The 17,588-nt window shown below is 72.9% G+C and carries 16 protein-coding genes and 2 tRNA genes; 14 read left to right on the plus strand and 4 right to left on the minus strand.

Going from position 1 to position 17,588, the window contains the following annotated elements; all coding sequences use genetic code 11:
* Nucleotides 1-217: 217 nt before the first annotated feature.
* The 4 genes from ACFY2K_RS28365 (at nucleotide 218) to ACFY2K_RS28380 (ending at nucleotide 5,345) form a co-directional block, all read left to right on the plus strand.
* The gene (locus tag ACFY2K_RS28365) at nucleotides 218-790 is read left to right on the plus strand and encodes a hypothetical protein (protein WP_387715145.1); all 573 of its coding nucleotides are present in this window, start codon (nucleotides 218-220) and stop codon (nucleotides 788-790) included.
* 42 nt (nucleotides 791-832) lie between these two features.
* The gene (locus ACFY2K_RS28370) at nucleotides 833-2,479 is read left to right on the plus strand and encodes a WXG100 family type VII secretion target (protein ID WP_387715148.1); all 1,647 of its coding nucleotides are present in this window, start codon (nucleotides 833-835) and stop codon (nucleotides 2,477-2,479) included.
* Between the two features lie 98 nt (nucleotides 2,480-2,577).
* Nucleotides 2,578-3,873 (plus strand): S8 family serine peptidase, encoded by a 1,296-nt coding sequence (locus ACFY2K_RS28375; RefSeq protein ID WP_387715151.1) that lies wholly within the window; start codon nucleotides 2,578-2,580, stop codon nucleotides 3,871-3,873.
* A 137-nt stretch (nucleotides 3,874-4,010) separates the two neighbouring features.
* On the plus strand, nucleotides 4,011-5,345 hold the full coding sequence (locus ACFY2K_RS28380; RefSeq protein ID WP_387715154.1) for an MFS transporter: 1,335 nt from the start codon (nucleotides 4,011-4,013) through the stop codon (nucleotides 5,343-5,345).
* 80 nt (nucleotides 5,346-5,425) lie between these two features.
* Here ACFY2K_RS28380 and ACFY2K_RS28385 read toward each other — a convergent pair whose 3' ends face one another.
* Entirely contained in the window at nucleotides 5,426-6,022 is a 597-nt protein-coding gene (locus tag ACFY2K_RS28385; protein WP_360231180.1) for a flavodoxin family protein, read from the minus strand.
* A gap of 151 nt (nucleotides 6,023-6,173) precedes the next feature.
* On the opposite strand from ACFY2K_RS28385, the gene ACFY2K_RS28390 reads away from it, so the two are divergent.
* The 5 genes from ACFY2K_RS28390 (at nucleotide 6,174) to ACFY2K_RS28410 (ending at nucleotide 10,160) form a co-directional block, all read left to right on the plus strand.
* Nucleotides 6,174-6,677: a winged helix-turn-helix transcriptional regulator gene (locus ACFY2K_RS28390; protein ID WP_387715157.1), complete on the plus strand. Its 504-nt coding sequence runs from the start codon at nucleotides 6,174-6,176 to the stop codon at nucleotides 6,675-6,677.
* A 98-nt stretch (nucleotides 6,678-6,775) separates the two neighbouring features.
* Nucleotides 6,776-6,851, plus strand: a tRNA-Thr gene (locus tag ACFY2K_RS28395).
* A 188-nt stretch (nucleotides 6,852-7,039) separates the two neighbouring features.
* Entirely contained in the window at nucleotides 7,040-7,726 is a 687-nt protein-coding gene (locus tag ACFY2K_RS28400) for a LuxR C-terminal-related transcriptional regulator (protein WP_380397605.1), read from the plus strand.
* Nucleotides 7,727-7,932: 206 nt separating this feature from the next.
* On the plus strand, nucleotides 7,933-8,895 hold the full coding sequence (galE, locus tag ACFY2K_RS28405; RefSeq protein ID WP_375892711.1) for a UDP-glucose 4-epimerase GalE: 963 nt from the start codon (nucleotides 7,933-7,935) through the stop codon (nucleotides 8,893-8,895).
* A 365-nt stretch (nucleotides 8,896-9,260) separates the two neighbouring features.
* The gene (locus ACFY2K_RS28410) at nucleotides 9,261-10,160 is read left to right on the plus strand and encodes a LuxR C-terminal-related transcriptional regulator (protein ID WP_380523996.1); all 900 of its coding nucleotides are present in this window, start codon (nucleotides 9,261-9,263) and stop codon (nucleotides 10,158-10,160) included.
* 48 nt (nucleotides 10,161-10,208) lie between these two features.
* On the opposite strand, the gene ACFY2K_RS28415 is transcribed toward ACFY2K_RS28410, so the two are convergent.
* Nucleotides 10,209-10,706 carry a MarR family transcriptional regulator gene (locus ACFY2K_RS28415; RefSeq protein WP_360231165.1) on the minus strand — a complete coding sequence of 166 codons (498 nt, stop codon included), beginning with the start codon at nucleotides 10,704-10,706 and terminating at the stop codon, nucleotides 10,209-10,211.
* Nucleotides 10,707-10,816: 110 nt separating this feature from the next.
* On the opposite strand from ACFY2K_RS28415, the gene ACFY2K_RS28420 reads away from it, so the two are divergent.
* Entirely contained in the window at nucleotides 10,817-11,608 is a 792-nt protein-coding gene (locus tag ACFY2K_RS28420; protein ID WP_387715162.1) for a methyltransferase domain-containing protein, read from the plus strand.
* Between the two features lie 55 nt (nucleotides 11,609-11,663).
* Here the strand turns inward: ACFY2K_RS28420 and ACFY2K_RS28425 are convergent, their stop codons facing one another.
* Nucleotides 11,664-12,266, minus strand: coding sequence for a TetR/AcrR family transcriptional regulator (locus ACFY2K_RS28425; protein WP_375892821.1), 603 nt, complete (start codon nucleotides 12,264-12,266; stop codon nucleotides 11,664-11,666).
* A 227-nt stretch (nucleotides 12,267-12,493) separates the two neighbouring features.
* Complete coding sequence (locus ACFY2K_RS28430) at nucleotides 12,494-13,486, minus strand: acyl-CoA desaturase (protein WP_387715165.1); 993 nt, start codon at nucleotides 13,484-13,486, stop codon at nucleotides 12,494-12,496.
* Nucleotides 13,487-13,753: 267 nt separating this feature from the next.
* Between ACFY2K_RS28430 and ACFY2K_RS28435 the strand changes: the two genes are divergently transcribed.
* The 4 genes from ACFY2K_RS28435 (at nucleotide 13,754) to ACFY2K_RS28450 (ending at nucleotide 17,552) form a co-directional block, all read left to right on the plus strand.
* Nucleotides 13,754-13,824 (plus strand) — tRNA-Gln (locus ACFY2K_RS28435).
* 153 nt (nucleotides 13,825-13,977) lie between these two features.
* Nucleotides 13,978-15,432, plus strand: a complete 1,455-nt coding sequence (glmU, locus tag ACFY2K_RS28440) for a bifunctional UDP-N-acetylglucosamine diphosphorylase/glucosamine-1-phosphate N-acetyltransferase GlmU (protein ID WP_375892705.1) — start codon at nucleotides 13,978-13,980, stop codon at nucleotides 15,430-15,432.
* 202 nt (nucleotides 15,433-15,634) lie between these two features.
* A complete protein-coding gene (locus ACFY2K_RS28445) occupies nucleotides 15,635-16,612 on the plus strand; it encodes a ribose-phosphate diphosphokinase (protein ID WP_375892703.1) in 978 nt (325 codons plus the stop codon).
* A gap of 346 nt (nucleotides 16,613-16,958) precedes the next feature.
* Complete coding sequence (locus ACFY2K_RS28450) at nucleotides 16,959-17,552, plus strand: 50S ribosomal protein L25/general stress protein Ctc (protein ID WP_375892701.1); 594 nt, start codon at nucleotides 16,959-16,961, stop codon at nucleotides 17,550-17,552.
* The last annotated feature ends 36 nt before the right edge of the window (nucleotides 17,553-17,588 follow it).

A 17,588-nucleotide genomic window follows, 5' to 3' on the forward strand; every position in this document is an offset into this window, starting at 1 on the left:
ACGTGTCAAGTTCGTACCGATCGCGCCCGCGCGGGCCAAGGGCCCTGCCGGGCCGACAGAGGCGGTGGCTACCATGACAGAGGCGGGGGCCGCCCCCAGGGCGGGCGGCCGAACCGACCAGGACGGTACGTCTTGGAAGTTGACGGTGCGTTGCGGCGCGACGGGGCCCGGGACACGCCCGGGACGCGCGGGCCGTACGGGGGAGAGGTGGATTGCTGTGGGAGAGCCGACGACCACGCCGAGCGCGGGAACGACGCCGGCACCGGGGACACCGGGGGCACCGGACGCGACGCCGTTCATGCTGGACGGGCCGACGATCCCGCTGCCGTGGGGGCACGGGATCAAGATCGCCCCCGTGGTCAGCACCGTGCAGACCAACGTCAGCGCCGGCGACCTGGTCGCGGCCTTCGGCAAGCACGACGTCCAGGTCGAGATCAACACCCTCACTGAGTTCGCCAAGAAGGTCGAGGCCCTGCTCGCGGCGATGGAGGGCTCGGAGGCCGCGCCGTACAAGCTCGAGGCGCAGAAGCTGACTCGGGAGAATTTCGTCAGCGGGCAGAATCCGGGGGCGTTCTCGGAAGCAGTAGCCCTGAATTCCGCCTACAACAAGGTCCACAGCCAGCTCGTCAAGCTCCACAAGGACTTCACGGCGCAGATCAAGGCGATGCAGAACGCCGTTGTCCAGTCTGCGGGCTCCTACGGGACCAGCGACGAGAACGCAGCTGCCGCCCAGAACGCAGTGGCGAAGAGTGCAGGCGTCACGGGGCCGAAGGACAAGACGAACCTCTGACGGCGGTGCGGGAGAGGCTCACGGGGAAACGGGGAACAGGTCATGGCAGACGAATACAACGACATGAAGCATGCCGAACTCAAGGCGCTGGTCGACGGCACCGCTCCTGACATGCTGCTGAAGCGAGCCGGAAAGCTCCAGGACGCCGGTCGGGTCCTGACGGAACTCAGCACAGCTCTCCAGGCCCACCTCGGAACGGTCACCTGGGAGGGGCAGGCTGCTGAGAACTTCAAGACCTGGGCCGGGAACCTGTACAAGTCCGCGGAGATCATCGGTCAACACTCCACGACCGCCGGCGGGGCGATGACTCAGGCGGGTGAAGCGCTCAGTACGGCCAAGGTCGCCATGCCCCCGATCCCCCAGCAGGCGATCGACAAGGTTGCCGCTTACGAGAAGCAGACGGTTCCCCTGGACGTGCAGTCGAAGATCTCGACGGTCGGGGGCACCGTCGACGACTACATGAAGGCGAAACTCCAGGACGGTTGGGTCACCAAGAACGAGTACGACGGGTACAAGGCGACGATCCAGAAGGAGCAACAGGAAGCCGCCAAGCAGGTGGGGAACCTGGCCCAGGCATACAGCGCGGCGACGACGACGCTGAACGGGCTTCCCGCCGACGTGACGCTGCCGGGGACACCCGAGACGGACCGGAACCGAGGTGGGGAATCGGAATACACGGGCGCCGGCGGCTACGGTTCTCGCTCGGGAGGCGCTCTCCGCAGCCCCCGTACGAGCGGCGGCAGCGCCGGTGGGGGTTATAGCCCGTCCGGTGGCAGCTACGGTGGTGCCACCATGAGGCCCCGTAATCCGGCAACGAGCTGGCAGGACCCGTCCAATCCGACCCACCCCGGACCGGTTCCCCCGTACGACCGCGGCCAACTGCCTCCGCCGCCGCAGGACCCGGGCACCCCGACCCCGCCGTCCCACCCGTCGGACCCGGTCACCCGTCCGGGCACCGGCCTCGACAGCATCCCGACCCTGCCGGATCAGACCACTCCGGTCGGTCCCGGGGGCGGCCCGGTGCTGCCGAGCGGTCCGGGTGGAACTCCCGGCTACCCCGGCGGTCCCGATGGCCGGGGCGGGCTGCCCGGTACGCCGGGCAGCGGCCCCATCTCCGGCTTCCCGGCGGGCATCGGTGGCGGGTCCGTTCCGACCAAGGGCATCGGCGGCATTCCCGGCAAGGGCGGCGGCTCGGTTCCCCTCCGTACCGGCCCGTTCAGCGGCGGTTCGGTCCCCGGCAAGGCCGGTACCCCGGGACTTCCGAGCGGAACGGTCTTCGGCCGTGAGGGCGCGCCGGGCGGTGGCCGGGTCGGCGGTTCGGCCATGGGTGGCGGAATGGGTGGCATGCACCCGGGCATGGGCGGCGGCCACGGCGTCGTCGGCGGTGCCGGTGGTGCGCGCGGCCGGGGCCTGACCTCGACCCCGGGCGGCACGGTCGGCGGCCGCAAGGGCCCTGCTGCCGGTGGGGAGTTCACCCCTGGTGGCACGGGCCTGCGCAACCGCGCGGCTGCGGCGGAAGCTGCCGAGGGCGGTGCACGGTCCGGGCAGAACGGCATGATGGCCCCGGGTGCGGGCGGACACGGCGGCAAGAAGGACCGCGACCGCCGCAACCGCGCGGACTACCTCCACGAGGACGAGGAGACCTGGACCAGCGGGACACCGCACAGCAATCCGGACGTGATTGAGTAGGTACAAACGACTGCCCGGCCACTTTGCCTTGCTGGTGGCCGGGCAGCTCTGTCACCGGCGCGGATTTCAGCCGACGGAAAGATCGACGAGGAGTTGTGATGGGGCACGTGCACGGGCGTCGACGAGTTTTCGCGGCGGCGCTCCTAGCTGCCGGAGCTGTGATTGGCCCGGTCGCTGCACCTGCGGTCGCCGATGAATCGATCCGTGCCGCGCAATGGCATCTGGATGCGATGCATGCCTCGGAGATGTGGCAGGTTTCGAAGGGGACTGGAATCACCGTTGCGGTGATCGACGGGGGGTTCAAACTGGATCACCCGGACCTGGTGGGTCAGTTCTTGCCGGGCAAGGATTTCAGCGGCAGCCCGGGCGGTGTGGGTTCTTACGGGGACGGGCACGGCACGATGATGGCCAGCCTCATTGCCGGAACGGGGAAGAGCCGTGGGGGGAATGGAGCTTACGGCCTCGCGCCCGGGGTGAAGCTTCTTCCGTTGAAGATCAACAACGGGTCTGTGGGGACGTCGCTGACGAGCGATTTCCTCGACGAGGTCGGACAGGCTGTCGACTATGCTGTCGATCAGGGCGCCAAGGTGATCAGCATCTCGCAAGGCGCGGCTGCGGTGACCGCCTCCCAAGACGACGTAGCCAAGCTGAACAGGATCCTTGCGGCTGCGAGGACGAAGGGTGCTCTGGTGCTCGCGGCTGTGGGAAACGAGGCGCAGTCGGGGAATCCGGTCGATTATCCAGGTGGCCTCCCCAATGTAGTCGGCGTCGGGTCGGTCGATCGGAACGGGACGGTGACGGACGAGTCCGAACACGGGCCGCAAGTCGCGCTTGTCGCGCCGGGCGTGGACACGCTGGCGGCCTGCACGGCGCCGTCCGGATACTGCCAGGGCCACGGTACGTCCGACGCGACCGCGCTGGCGTCCGCTTCGGCGGCGTTGGTGTGGTCGGTGCACAAGGACTGGTCGGCGAACCAGGTCCTACGGGTGCTCATCAACACGGCGGGCAGGGCCAACGGCGGGACCAGCCGTACGGATGGTGCCGGTTGGGGCGCGGTGCGGCCGCGGATCGCGTTGACGGACCCCGGCGACCCCGGGCCGGCGGATGTGTCGCCGCTTCCGGCTGATGCGGTGACGCCTTCGGCTGCGCCTTCGCCGTCGGCGAGTGCGTCCGTGTCCGCGTCGTCGGCGCCGAGTCCGGCCGGGGCTGCGGCCGGTGCGCCGACTGCGGAGCCGAAGGCTGGGGCGTCGTCCGGGTCGGGTGGTGTGCTGCCGGTCGTGGGTGGGGTGGTGGCCGGTCTGCTGGTGGTGGCGGGTGTGGTGTTCGCGGTGGTGCGTCGGCGGAGGGCTGCCGTGCCGCCGGTGCCTCCGGGGGGCAATCCGTACGCGCAGTAGGCGGGTTGGGGCAGGTGGGCCCGGGTGTCGCGGTGGCGGCGCTCGGGCTTTTTGGTGGGCGCTGGGGGTGGGGTGTGCGCCGGGGTCACTCGGGTGGGTGCTGGCGGGGGTGGGGTGGGGGTGGCGAGGGTGGTGGTATGGATGCGGAGGGTGCCCGGCGGGCCGGGCAGTTGAGGCGGGCCGCGGCTGCGGCGTTGATCGGGACGGCGATCGAGTTCTACGACTTCTTCCTGTACGGGACGGCGGCGGCCCTGGTGTTCGGGCCGGTGTTCTTTCCCGGGCTGGGTGGGGCCGGGGCGTTGTTGGCGGCGTTCTCGGTGTACGCGGTGGCGTTCCTGGCCCGGCCGTTGGGGGCGGTGGTGTTCGGGCACTTCGGGGACCGGGTGGGGCGGAAGGCGACGTTGGTGGTGTCGCTGTTGCTGATGGGCCTGGCGACGGTGGCGGTGGGGTTGTTGCCGGGGTTCGCGGTGTGGGGGTGGTGGTCGCCGGCGCTGCTGGTGGTGCTGCGGGTGTGCCAGGGCGTCGGGTTGGGCGGGGAGTGGGGCGGGGCGGCGCTGCTGATCGCGGAGAACGCGCCGACCGGGCGGCGCGGGCGGTACGGCGGGTTCCTGCAGTTGGGGCCGTCGGGCGGGTTCGTGTTGGCGAACGGGGCGTTCCTGGTGCTCCAACTCACCCTGGACGAGGGGTCGTTCCGGGCGTGGGGCTGGCGGGTGCCGTTCCTGGCCTCGTTGGTGCTGGTGGCGGTGGGGCTGTTCGTGCGGCTGCGGCTGGCGGAGACGCCGTTGTTCCGGGCGGACGAGCGGCGGGACCGCCCGCCGGTGGTGGAGGTGCTGCGGGAGCACTGGCGGCCGGTGCTGGCGGGGGGTGGGGCGATCACGCTCGGGTACGCGTTGTTCTACCTGACCACCACGTACGCGCTGGCGTACGCGACGTCCGGCCTGGGGGTGGCGAGCACGGTGGTGCTGGCGATGCTGCTGGTCGGTGCGGTGGGCGGGGCCGTGACGGTGTGGCTGAGCGCGGCGCACAGTGACCGGTGGGGGCGGCGGCGGACGCTGCGCTGGGCGGCGGGCCTGGCGGCGGGCTGGTCGCTGGTGCTGTTCCCGCTGCTGGAGACGGTGCGCCGGCCGTTGATGTTCCTGGCGTTGGCCGGGGCGATGGTGGTGCTGGGGTGCCTGATGGGCCCGGTGGCGGCGTTCCTGCCGGAGCTGTTCCCGACCCGGGTGCGCTACACGGGTGCCGCGTTGACGTACAACCTGGGCGGGGTGGTCGGCGGGGCGCTGACGCCGTTGGTGGCGACGCGGCTGACCGGGGTGTACGGGACGGCGCAGCCGGTCGGCTGGTACCTGGGGGTGCTGGGGCTGGTGGCGCTGGGCTGCCTGTGGTTGCTGCCGGACACCACGGGTGCGGAGTTGGCGGCGGTGGACGGCGGACGCCGCCGGGCGCCCGTGTTGGGGGCGGATCCGGCGGCGTAGCCGTGCGGTGCGGCGGCGAGGCGGTGCGGCGGTGCGGCGGTGCGGCCTCGGTCGGCCAGGGCCCAGCAGTCGGCCAGGGCTCAGCCGGCCAGGGCGGCGCGGCCGGCCAGCACGACGGCGGTGTGCCGGGCGACGCGCTCGCCCAGGTGCTCGGCGGTGGCGATGTCGGCCTTGTGGACGGCCTCGGGGCCGGCGTCGGCGGGCGAGGAGGCGGCGGCGCCGGTGAAGAAGCCGAGGCGGTTGAGGTCGTCCTCGGAGGCGGTGGTGGCGTTCCAGCCGGGCTTGAGGCCGAGGTTGACCCAGTTCATGCCGTGCTGGGCGGCGAGGGTCTGGAAGAAGCCGAGGGTGCCGGCCTTGTCGCCGCTCTTGGAGGCGGAGTTGGTGAAGCCGGCCGCGAGCTTGTCCTTCCAGGCGTCGGCGAACCAGCGCTTGCTGCTGGCCTCGGCGAAGACGTGGAAGGCGCCGGAGGCGGTGCCCATGTAGGTGGGGGAGCCGAAGACGATCGCGTCGGCGGCGTCCAGCTGGGCCCACTGCTCCTCGGTGATGGTGTCGACGGCGATCGTGACGACCTCGGCGCCCGCTGCGGCGGCGCCTCGGGCGACGGCCTCGGCGATCACGGCGGTGTGGCCGTAGCCGGAGTGGTAGGCGAGGGCGACGGTCGGGCGGATGGCGGTCATGCGGGCACTCCTGGGGACGGGACGGCGTGAGCAGGGGAGGGCAAGGAGGACGGAGCGGGGCGGGCCCGCTCCGTCGAACGGTCTCCAATATAGACCAGGTCTCCAGTGGAGACCAGGTGCGGATCGGAGACCGCAGGTCTACCCTGGGCGTATGACGACGGAGGAAGCGGCCCGGGTCGAGGTCGAGCGACGGGCGGAAGACGCCGGGGTCGGGCGGGAGCCGGAAGGCGGAGGCCGGCAGCCGGCAGGCGAAGGCCGGGCGCCGGAGTCGGAGTCGGAGCCGGGGCTGGAGCTGGACGTCTTCGCCCAGCTCTGCCCCAGTCGCGAGCTGTTCGCCGAGCTCGCCGACAAGTGGTCGATGCTGATCCTGATGAGCCTGTCCGCCTGTGGGCCGCAGCGCTTCTCCGAGCTCCAGCGCGGGGTCGGCGGGGTCAGCCGCAAGATGCTCACCCAGTCGCTGCGGAGCCTGGAGCGCAGCGGGCTGGTGCTCCGCACGGTCTTCCCGGAGACGCCGCCGCGGGTGGTCTACGACCTGCTGCCGCTCGGCCGCGAGCTGGCCGCGCTGGTCGCCCCGCTCGGGCGCTGGACGGAGCGCCGCGCCGGGCAGATGCTCGCGGCCCGCGAGGAGTTCGACGCGGCGCACGCCGGGGGCTGAGGGCCCACGGGGCCCGGGGTGGAGCCGATTTCCCTTCCGGGCCGACGGCCGTGTAATGTCTTCCTTGTTCGACCGGCCAGGCGGAAACGCAAGGCCAAGCCCCTATAGCTCAGTCGGTAGAGCGTCTCCATGGTAAGGAGAAGGTCTGCGGTTCGATTCCGCATGGGGGCTCCACTGAAAGACCCCCGCCTCGCGGCGGGGGTCTTTCGCGTTCTGTGCACCGGGCTCCGCCCCGTTCCGCCGCTGGTCCCGCGATCCTCGGTGGCCTAGCGGGTCGGGTACGGAATGCGTTGTGATGGTGCGTCATCGGCCGCCCGCCCGCGGGGTGCGGGCGCGAGCCGGACCCCGACCGGGAGGGCGTCATGGGTGTTCGACTCGTGGTGGTCGACGACCACCGGCTGCTGGCCGAGGCGCTGGCCACCGCGCTGCAACTGCGCGGGCACCGGGTGCTCGCGGTCGGCTCGCCGGCCGGTGTGGCGGCCGATCTGGTGGCCGGGCGGCGGCCCGAGGTGTGTCTGCTGGGGGTGTCCGCGCCGGGCGAGCCGGGGGCTTTCGACGGGCTGCGCCGGATCCGCCGGGAGCGGCCCGAGGTGGCCGTGATCGTGCTCGGGCCGGTGGGTGAACTCCGGGGTGTGGCCTGCGCGTTCGCGGCCGGGGCGGCGGGGTACGTGCCCAGCGACGAGCGGATCGAGGTGGTCGAGCGGGCGATCGGGCGGGCCCGGGCGGGCGAGGCCGCGGTGACGGTGGACGTCCTGCGCGGGGCCTTCGACCAGTTGCTGCGCCCGGTGGCCGAGCCGGACGACGAGGCGGTCCGGCTGCTGCGGCTGCTGACCCGCCGTGAGGTGCAGGTGCTGGCCCGGATCGCGGACGGCGAGGACACCGCGGCGATCGCGGCCGGGATGCGGATCGCCGCGAGCACCGCCCGCACCCACGTGCAGCGGGTGCTGATGAAGCTGGGGGCGCGCACCCGGCTGGAGGCGGCCGCGGTGGCCGCGCGCACCGGCCTGCTGGAGCGGATGGCCGACGGCCGGCGGACCGCCGACGGCTGAGCGGGCTGCCGGGTTGCCGGGTTGCCCGCGGGGCGGCGGCGCGGCAGCGCCGTGGAGGTCGGCTGAGGAGTGGGTGAGAATGCCGGGGAGCGACCGCCCCGGTGGTCCGGAGCACCCCGGCGGGCAGGGACAATTGAGCGCAGTCGTACGCATTCCGTCGATGGCGCCGCCGACCGCGCGGACCATCGCCCGCTGGAGGTCTCATCATGAGTAAGTACCTGGTCACGGGTGGCGCCGGCTACGTCGGCAGCGTGGTGGCCGCGCACCTGCTGGAGGCGGGTCACCAGGTGACCGTCCTGGACGACCTCTCCACCGGCTTCCGCGAGGGCGTCCCGGCCGGCGCCGAGTTCGTCGAGGGCCGGATCCAGGAGGCTGGCCGGGTGCTGGACGGCTCCTTCGACGGCGTGCTGCACTTCGCCGCCTCCTCGCAGGTCGGCGAGTCGGTCGTGGACCCGGAGAAGTACTGGCGCAACAACGTGGCGGGCTCGCTGGAGCTGATCACGGCGATGCGCGCCGCGGGCGTGCGCAAGCTGGTGTTCTCCTCGACCGCGGCCGTCTACGGCGAGCCGGAGGTCGTGCCGATCGCCGAGACCGCCCGGACCTCGCCGACCAACACCTACGGCGCCAGCAAGCTCGCCATGGACCACATGATCACCAGCGAGGCCGTCGCGCACGGCCTGGCCGCCGTCTCGCTGCGCTACTTCAACGTGGCTGGCGCGTACGGCGCCTACGGCGAGCGGCACGACCCCGAGTCGCACCTGATCCCGCTGGTCTTCCAGGCCGCGCTCGGCCGGCGCCCGCACATCGCGGTGTTCGGCGACGACTACCCGACCCCGGACGGCACCTGCATCCGCGACTACATCCACGTCGCGGACCTGGCCGACGCGCACCTGCTGGCGCTGGACGCCGCCAAGCCGGGCGAGCACCTGATCTGCAACCTGGGCAACGGCAGCGGCTTCTCGGTGCGCGAGGTGATCGAGTCGGTCAAGCGCGTCACCGGCCGGGAGATCCCGGTGCAGGTCGTCGGCCGCCGCGCGGGCGACCCGGCCGTGCTGGTGGCCTCGGCCGAGCGGGCCCACCAGGAGCTGGGCTGGACGCCGCGCCGCCCCAACCTGGACGACATCGTCGCCGACGCCTGGAAGTTCACCCTGGAGCAGACCGGCGAGTAGTCCGGCGAGTAGTCGGGCGAGCAGTCCGACGAGTAGGTCGGCGAGCAGACCGGCGGGCAGTCCGGCGACGGCCCCGCCGGCCGGGCCGGAACGGGACGGCTCCCGGGGCGCGCTCCACCGCGAGCGCACCCCCGGGGGCCGTCCGCCCGGTCAAGTCCGGCCCCTCGCGCACCACCTGACGAAACTTCACCGAACCGCCACGGGAGCGTTTCCCGGCCCGTACGCTGAGTGCGGTACCGGTGGGGGCCGGCGTCCTTTCGGCTTCACCGGCCACCGGTGGGCGGGCGGAACGGCGGGTCCGGAACGCGGACGCCGGACCGGCCCCCGTCCCCGGGCTCGGGCGCTCTGAGCAGGGGGTAGTGACGATGGGGCGGATCCGGGTCCTGGTGGTCGACGACCACCGGATCTTCGCCGAGGCACTGGCCGCGGCGCTCGCCGCCGAGCCCGATGTGGAGGTGGGCGCGGCCGGTAGCGCGGCCGCCGCCGAGCGGGCGCTGGAGCGGGCCGCGGCCGAGGGGCGGGCCTACGACGTGGCGCTGATCGACGCCGACCTGGGGGGTGAAGCGGGCGGTCCGGCGGCCCGGGCCCGGCCCGGTCCGGAGGCGGCCGAGGAGGCCCGGCGCCGCCCGGCCCCGGGGGTGCCCGCCGCCCGCAGGCCGGGTGCCGCCCCGCTCGCCCCGCCCGTCCCGGCGACCGCCGCCGCCCGTCCCCCGGACCAGCTCCGCGCCGAGCAGCTGCGGCCCACGGCCCCGCCGCCGGACGGCATCACCCTGCTGGGCCGGCTCCGCCGGGCGCATCCGGGGCTGCGCGGGGTGGTGCTGGCCACCGCGGACGATCCGCACCGCGCCGCCCGGGCGCTGCACGCGGGTGCCACCGGCTGGGTGGCGAAGGAGAGTTCGCTGGCCCGGTTGCTCGCGGTGGTCCGGGGGGTGCTGCGGGACGAGACCCACCTGCCGCCGGCGCTGCTCACCGGGGTGATCCGCGAGCTCACGACGGCCCGGCGGGACCGCACCGAGAGCGAGCGCCTGGTGGACACCCTGACCCCGCGGGAGAAGCAGATCCTGCGCTGCATGGTGGCGGGCCTGGGCCGGCAGGCGGTGGCGGAGCGGCTGTACCTGTCGCCGCACACCGTCCGCACCCACATGCAGAACGTGCTGGGGAAGTTGGGGGTGCACTCCACGCTGGCCGCCGTCGCGGTGGCCCGCCGGGCCGGGGTCAGTCCGGCGGAGCCGGCCGCGCCGCCGTCGATCGCCTCCACGCCGTAGCGGGAAGCCGTAGCGGAGCGCCGTGGCCGGACGCCGCAGCGGTGGTCGTCAGCCCGGGATGTTGTCGAACGGGGCGACCAGCAGCCGCAGCAGGCCGGCGAGTTCGCCCTGCTGGCCGGAGCTGAGCTGGGCCAGCAGTTCGCGCTCGTGGGCGAGCAGACCGGCCAGGGCCTGGTCGGCGCGGTCGCGGCCGTCGTCGGTGAGCCGGACGAGCACGCCGCGCCGGTCGTCGGGGTCGGGCAGGCGCTTGACCAGGCCCTTGCCGGTGAGGCGGTCGATCCGGTTGGTCATGGTGCCGGAGGTGACCAGGGTCTGGGTGAGCAGCTGGCCGGGGGAGAGCTGGTACGGGGAGCCGGCCCGCCGCAGGGCGGTCAGGACGTCGAACTCCCAGGGCTCCAGCCCGTGCTCGGCGAAGGCGGTGCGGCGGGCGCGGTCGAGGTGGCGGGCGAGCCGGCTGACCCGGCTGAGCACCTCCAGCGGCTCCACGTCGAGGTCGGGGCGCTCCCGGCGCCACGCCGCGACCAGCCTGTCGACCTCGTCCTCCATGACGATCAGTGTATCGGTGGATGTGTCGATGTGAAGTCTCTTGACATCGAGAAATGTGCCAGCGAGGCTTTCGGCGATATCTTGATGTCGAGATACCTGCGAGGTGAACCATGACCAGCCCCGTCTGGGACCCGGCGCAGTACCTGCGCTTCGCCGACGAACGCACCCGCCCGCTGCGCGACCTGCTCGCCCGCGTCCCCGCCCTGCCGAACGAGCCCGCCCCGTCGGTCCTCGACATGGGCTGCGGCCCCGGCAACTCCACCGCCGTCCTGCGCGAACGCTGGCCGAAGGCCCGGCTCACCGGCCTCGACAGCTCCGCCCCGATGCTGGAGGCCGCCCGCACCGACGGCGAGCCCACCGCCGACTACCTGCTCGCCGACGCCCGCGACTACGACCCGGCCCCGGCCGCGCCCGACCTGATCGCCTCGAACGCGACCCTCCAGTGGGTGGACGGCCACCTGGCGGTGCTGGCGCGCTGGGCGGACGCCCTGCGGCCCGGCGGGGTGGTCGCCGTCCAGGTGCCCGGCAACTTCGAGGCCCCCAGCCACACCCTGCTCGCCGAACTGCGCCGCAGCGCCCGCTGGCGCGACGCCCTCGGCGCCGACGCCGTCCGGGGCGGCGTCCACCCGCCCGGGCGGTACCTGGACGTCCTCGCCGGGGCCGGCTGCGCCGCCGACGTCTGGGAGACCACCTACAGCACCCTGCTGCCCGGGCCGGACCCGGTGCTGGAGTGGGTCAAGGGGACCGCGCTGCGGCCCGTCCTCGGCCGGCTCGCCGACCCGGCCGACCGGGCCGCCTTCCTCGCCGAGTACGGGCGGCTGCTGCGCGAGGCCTACCCGGCCGGGCCGCACGGGACGGTCTTCCCGTTCCGGCGGATCTTCGCGGTCGGGGTCAGGCGGTAGCCCGTCGCCCGGCGTGAGGACGGACGGCCGGGCGGACGGACGGGCGGACGGGCGGTCAGGTCAGGCGGTCGCCGACCAGCCTCGGGTGCCGCTCCAGGCCCTCCAGCCCGTGCCAGGCGAGGTTCACCAGGTGCGCCGCCACCGTGGCCTTGTCCGGCTTGCGGACCTCCAGCCACCACTGGCCGGTCAGCGCGACCATCCCGACCAGCATCTGCGAGTACATCGGGGCCAGCCGGGCGTCGAAGCCCCGGGACTTGAACTCCAGGCCCAGGATGTCCTCGACCTGGGTCGCGATGTCGCTGATCAGCGAGGCGAAGGTGCCGGTCGACTGGGCCACCGGGGAGTCCCGGACCAGGATCCGGAAGCCGTCCGTCGAGGTGTCGATGTAGTCCATCAGCGCGAAGGCGGCCTGTTCCAGCAGCTCGCGCGAGTGCCCGCCGGTCAGCGCCCCGGTCACCATGTCCAGCAGCAGCTGCATCTCGCGGTCCACCACCACCGCGTAGAGCCCTTCCTTGCCCCCGAAGTGCTCGTACACCACGGGCTTCGACACCCCGGCGCGCTCGGCGATCTCCTCCACCGAGGTGCCGTCGTAGCCGCGCTCCGCGAAGACCGTCCGGCCGATCTCCAGCAGCTGTTCCCGGCGCTGCTTGCCGGTCATCCGGACCCGGCCGCCCCGGCGGCGCGGGGCCGGGGCGGCCGCGGACCGGTCGGCGGCGCCGTCCGCGGTCCGTTCGGCACCGCCGTCGGGGGCCGCGCCCGGCGCCGCAGCGGCCCGCGGACGGGCCGGCGCCGTTCCGGGCGCCGGGTCCGTCCGCGTGCTGTGGTGACCGCCTGTGCTGTCTGCGCTGCTCCCGTTCACCCCTACATCATGCTGGAAGCGCCGCCTCATGCGGCGCGGCGGGCGGCGATCCGCTCCGCGTCCGGCCAGCGGACGTCCCGGACCCAGCCGGCCAGCTCGAACCAGCGGATCAGCCGGGCCGAGGAGTCGATCTGTCCGCGCAGGACGCCGTGCCGGGCCGAGGTCGGGTCGGCGTGGTGCAGGTTGTGCCAGGACTCGCCGCAGGAGAGCACCGCGAGCCACCAGACGTTGCCGGAGCGGTCCCGGGAGCGGAACGGGCGCCGGCCGATGGCGTGGCAGATCGAGTTGATCGACCAGGTGACGTGGTGCAGCAGGGCGACCCGCACCAGCGAGCCCCAGAAGAAGGCGGACAGCGCGCCCTCCCAGGACAGGCTCACCAGACCGCCGACCAGCGCGGGCAGCAGCAGCGAGATGGTGGTCCAGAGCCAGAACAGCCGGGAGATCCGCCGCAGCGCCGGGTCGCCGACCAGGTCCGGGGCGTACTTGAGCTGCGGGGTCTGCTCCTCGTCGAACATCCAGCCCATGTGGGCCCACCACAGGCCCTTGACCAGGGCCGGGACGCTCTCCCCGTAGCGCCACGGCGAGTGAGGGTCGCCGTCCTTGTCGCTGAACCGGTGGTGCTTGCGGTGGTCGGCCACCCAGCGCACCAGCGGTCCCTCGACGGCGAGGCTGCCGACGACGGCGAGGGCCAGCCGCATCGGGCGGGGGGCCTTGAAGGAGCCGTGGGTGAAGTAGCGGTGGTAGCCGACGGTGATGCCGTGACAGGTGAGGAAGTACATGGCGACGGTGACCGCGACGTCGGTCCAGCCGAGCCCCCGGCCCCAGGCCACCGGTACGGCGGCGACCAGCGCGGCGAACGGGACGAGGATGAAGAGGCCGAGCGCGATCCGCTCGGCGGCCCCCTGCTTCTCGCCGCCGCGGGTGGCGGACAGCCGGGTCGCGGCGTCGGCGGAGGGATCGGGGGAGGGGGCGGGGAGGGCGGTGGCCCCCGCGTGCGCCTCGTCGGCCTGGATGGTCATGGGCGTCCCTTCGCGGCGTCCCGGAACGGGACAGAGCGGACCTACGTTGGCGTAACCTACGGCATCGTAGGTTGCGCTCCGTGTCCAGGGGAACACACCCCCGCGCGGCGCTTGAGTGAATTCACCCGACTGGATGGATGAACCCGGAACCCCTCCCGTGCCCGGATCGGACGGGCCAGGAGGGTCGGCATTGGTGGTAGATGTGAGGCGCGCTACCCCGTAGTCTTGGCCCAGCGCGCCGCCGGGCCTCCGGCGGTGGAGCTCCGGTCCCGGATCGTCTAAGGGCAGGACAGCTGGTTTTGGTCCAGCTTATGGGGGTTCGAATCCTCCTCCGGGAGCACTGAGTACGGCCGCGGGCGGGCATGCGCGGGCCGGGCGTCTGGCGTTTCGGCTCGCCGCCCCGCACTATCCTCGAACTGCCAGAGCACATGTGCGGACCGCGTTCTGGCCTGCTCTGCCCTCTCTTTGAACCTAATGAGGAGCCTCCCCGCATGGGTGCCAATTCGCTTGCCGCCGTTGTCGTGCTCGCCGCCGGTGGTGGGACCCGGATGAAGTCGAACAAGGTGCCCAAGGTGCTGCACGAGGTGTGCGGGCGCTCGCTGGTGGGTCACGCGGTTTCGGCGGCCGGGGAACTGACGCCGGGGCAGCTCGTCGTGGTGGTCGGCCACCAGCGCGAGCAGGTCGAGGAGCACCTGGCGACGCACTACCCGGCCGTGCGCCCGGTCGTGCAGGAGGAGCAGAACGGCACCGGCCACGCGGTCCGCACCGCGCTGGAGTCGCTGGCCGCCGACGGCGTGACGCTGGACGGCACCGTGATCGTCACCGCCGGGGACTCGCCGCTGCTCACCGGGGACACCCTGCGCCGGCTGGCCCGCTCGCACGAGGCCCAGCAGAACGGCGTCACCGTGCTGACCGCCGTCGTCCCCGAGCCCTTCGGCTACGGCCGCATCCTGCGCGACGAGGACGGCACCGTCGCCGCGATCGTCGAGGAGCGGGACGCCAGCGACACCCAGCGCGCCATCGCCGAGATCAACTCGGGCGTGTTCGCCTTCGACGCCAAGCTGCTCACCGAGGCGCTGGCCGAGCTGACCACCGACAACTCGCAGGGCGAGGAGTACCTGACCGACACCCTGGAGATCCTGCGCGAGGCCGGGCACCGGGTCGGCGCCGTGGTCGCCGAGGACCACCGGGACATCCTGGGCATCAACGACCGGGTCCAGCTCGCGCAGGCCCGCCGGCTGCTGAACGACCGCCTGCTGGAGCGGGCGATGCGCGCGGGCGTCACCGTGGTCGACCCGGCCAGCACCTGGATGGACGTCCAGGTGACGTACGAGCCGGACGCCGTGGTGCTGCCGAACACCCAGCTGCAGGGCGCGACCCACCTGGGCGAGGACTGCGAGGTGGGCCCGAACTCCACCCTCCGGGACACCCTGGTCGGCGCCGGCGCCCGTGTGAGCAACACCACGGCCGACCGCGCCGAGATCGGCGAGCTCGCCTCCACCGGCCCGTACGCCTACCTGCGGCCGGGGGCGAAGCTGGCCCGCAAGGCGAAGGTCGGCACCTACGTCGAGGTCAAGAACTCCGAGCTGGGCGAGGGCGCCAAGGTGCCGCACCTCTCCTACATCGGCGACGCCACGATCGGCGAGGGCACCAACGTCGGCGCGGCCTCGGTCACCGTGAACTACGACGGGGTGAAGAAGCACCGCACCGTCATCGGGGCGCACTGCCGCACCGGCTCGGACAACATGTTCATCGCCCCGGTGACCGTCGGTGACGGCGCTTACACCGGCGCGGGCTCGGTGATCACCACCGACGTTCCGCCCGGCGCACTCGGCGTGAACCGCGCGCAGCAGCGCAACATCGAGGGCTGGGTGGAGCGCAAGCGCCCGGGCACGGTGTCCGCGCAGGCCGCGCGGGCCGCGACCGACGGCGCGGCCGAGGTCTGACGCGCCCGCCGGGGACCGGTCGGCCGGTCCCCGGGGCGGACGGTTTCTGCGCGGGCGCGTAACCTGGGGGACATACGTGCGCCACTGGGCTTACCGCCCGTGTCCAGGCGTACCGACATTCCCCGATCCCCTCGTGAGTGCGGGCTGCGCCTGCCCTCCTCGGGAGCGGGGTTCAGCGTCCGCAACACGAGGAGACGGTGCAGTGAGCGGGATCACGACGTCGGGTGAGAAGAAGCTCAAGCTCTTCTCCGGCCGTGCCCACCCGGAGCTGGCGAGGGAGGTTGCCGAGGCGCTGGGGACCGAGCTGGTCCCGACCAAGGCCCTGGACTTCGCCAACGGCGAGATCTACGTCCGCTTCCTGGAGTCGGCGCGTGGCGCGGACTGCTTCGTGATGCAGAGCCACACGGCTCCCATCAACCAGTGGATCATGGAACAGCTGATCATGATCGATGCTCTCAAGCGGGCCTCCGCCAAGAGCATCACCGCGATCCTGCCGTTCTACGGGTACGCCCGCCAGGACAAGAAGCACCTCGGCCGCGAGCCCATCTCGGCCCGTCTGGTCGCCGACCTGCTCCGCCAGGCCGGTGCCGACCGCCTGATGGCCGTCGACCTGCACACCGCGCAGATCCAGGGCTTCTTCGACGGCCCGGTGGACCACCTGTTCGCGCTGCCGCTGCTGGCCGACTACATCGGCGAGAAGGTGGACCGCTCCAAGCTGACCGTCGTCTCGCCGGACGCCGGCCGGGTCAAGGTGGCCGACCAGTGGTGCGACCGGCTGGACGCCCCGCTGGCGATCATCCACAAGCGCCGCGACATCACCCAGGCCAACACCATCCTGTCGGCCGACGTGGTCGGTGACGTCGACGGCCGGGTCTGCGTCCTGGTCGACGACATGATCGACACCGCCGGCACCATCTGCGCCGCCGCCGACGCGCTGTTCGAGAACGGCGCCGCGGACGTCCTGGTGGCCGCCACCCACGGCGTGCTCTCCGGCCCGGCCGCGGACCGGCTCAAGAACTCCCGGGTCAGCGAGTTCGTGTTCACCAACACGCTGCCCACCCCGGCCGAGCTCCAGCTGGACAAGATCACCACGCTGTCCATCGCCCCGTCGATCGCCGCCGCGATCCGCGAGGTCTTCGAGGAGGGCTCGGTCACCAGCCTCTTCGAGGGCGTGCACTGACGAAGCCCCGCGCAGGCGGCCCCGGACCACCTCGGTCCGGGGCCGCCGCCGGTTCGGGGCCGCTGCCGGTTCGGCGGGGGGTGCCGGGTTCGGCGGGGGCGTCGGCCGGGGGCCCGATTTCGTCGCAGCGGGCCGGTGCGGTTAGACTCGTGAAACTGCTCGGCGAGGGATGTCGTGTGCCCGCTCGACGGACACCGACTCCGTGATCGACGCGCTGCCGTAACGGATTCCGTCCGTCGGCAGAAGTCGTTGCCGCCGAGTGACCCCCGAACGTACTGAGGGTGTGGTCCCGGCGGTTTTTCGCGTTGCCTGCACCCCCGCGCCATTCTTCACGAGGAGTGCAGTCGTGTCCGAGATCCGCATTGCCGCTGAGACCCGTTCCGAGTTCGGCAAGGGTGCCGCCCGTCGCGCCCGCCGCGCCGGCTTCGTCCCCGGTGTCGTCTACGGCCACGGCCACGCCCCGGTTCACCTGAACCTGCCCGGCCACGACCTGATGATGGCCCTCAAGACCCCGAACGCCCTGCTGGTCGTTCCGATCGAGGGCAAGGACGAGTACGTCCTGCCGAAGGCCGTCCAGCGCGAGGCCATCAAGCGCACCATCGAGCACGTCGACCTGCTGCTGGTCAAGCGCGGCGAGAAGGTCACCGTCGAGATCCCGGTCCACACCGAGGGCGAGCTGGCCCCGGGCGGCAACCTGCTGGAGCACGTCCTCAACGCGCTGCCGGTCGAGGCCGAGGCCACCCACCTGCCCGAGTCCGTCACCGTCTCGGTCGAGGGCCTGGAGGCCGGCGCCTCCATCCACGCCAAGGACATCGCCCTGCCGGCCGGCGTCACCCTGGCCGTCGACGCCGACGCCGTCGTGCTGCAGGTCATCGGCGCCCAGGCCTCGCAGGCCGACGCCGACGCCGAGGCCGCCGAGGCCGAGGGCACCGAGGCCTGAGCCTCCGGTACCCCGTAGCTTTCGAACGCTGCCCCG

The organism is Kitasatospora sp. NPDC001309, assembly GCF_042896295.1.
Taxonomy (GTDB): domain Bacteria; phylum Actinomycetota; class Actinomycetes; order Streptomycetales; family Streptomycetaceae; genus Kitasatospora.

Coding starts and splice junctions, on each gene's coding strand:
- ACFY2K_RS28370 (WP_387715148.1), top strand. CDS start 833: ATGGCAGACGAATACAACGACATGAAGCATGCCGAACTCAAGGCGCTG.
- ACFY2K_RS28375 (WP_387715151.1), top strand. CDS start 2,578: ATGGGGCACGTGCACGGGCGTCGACGAGTTTTCGCGGCGGCGCTCCTA.
- ACFY2K_RS28380 (WP_387715154.1), top strand. CDS start 4,011: ATGGATGCGGAGGGTGCCCGGCGGGCCGGGCAGTTGAGGCGGGCCGCG.
- ACFY2K_RS28385 (WP_360231180.1), bottom strand. CDS start 6,022: ATGACCGCCATCCGCCCGACCGTCGCCCTCGCCTACCACTCCGGCTAC.
- ACFY2K_RS28390 (WP_387715157.1), top strand. CDS start 6,174: ATGACGACGGAGGAAGCGGCCCGGGTCGAGGTCGAGCGACGGGCGGAA.
- ACFY2K_RS28400 (WP_380397605.1), top strand. CDS start 7,040: ATGGGTGTTCGACTCGTGGTGGTCGACGACCACCGGCTGCTGGCCGAG.
- galE (WP_375892711.1), top strand. CDS start 7,933: ATGAGTAAGTACCTGGTCACGGGTGGCGCCGGCTACGTCGGCAGCGTG.
- ACFY2K_RS28410 (WP_380523996.1), top strand. CDS start 9,261: ATGGGGCGGATCCGGGTCCTGGTGGTCGACGACCACCGGATCTTCGCC.
- ACFY2K_RS28415 (WP_360231165.1), bottom strand. CDS start 10,706: ATGGAGGACGAGGTCGACAGGCTGGTCGCGGCGTGGCGCCGGGAGCGC.
- ACFY2K_RS28420 (WP_387715162.1), top strand. CDS start 10,817: ATGACCAGCCCCGTCTGGGACCCGGCGCAGTACCTGCGCTTCGCCGAC.
- ACFY2K_RS28425 (WP_375892821.1), bottom strand. CDS start 12,266: ATGACCGGCAAGCAGCGCCGGGAACAGCTGCTGGAGATCGGCCGGACG.
- ACFY2K_RS28430 (WP_387715165.1), bottom strand. CDS start 13,486: ATGACCATCCAGGCCGACGAGGCGCACGCGGGGGCCACCGCCCTCCCC.
- glmU (WP_375892705.1), top strand. CDS start 13,978: ATGGGTGCCAATTCGCTTGCCGCCGTTGTCGTGCTCGCCGCCGGTGGT.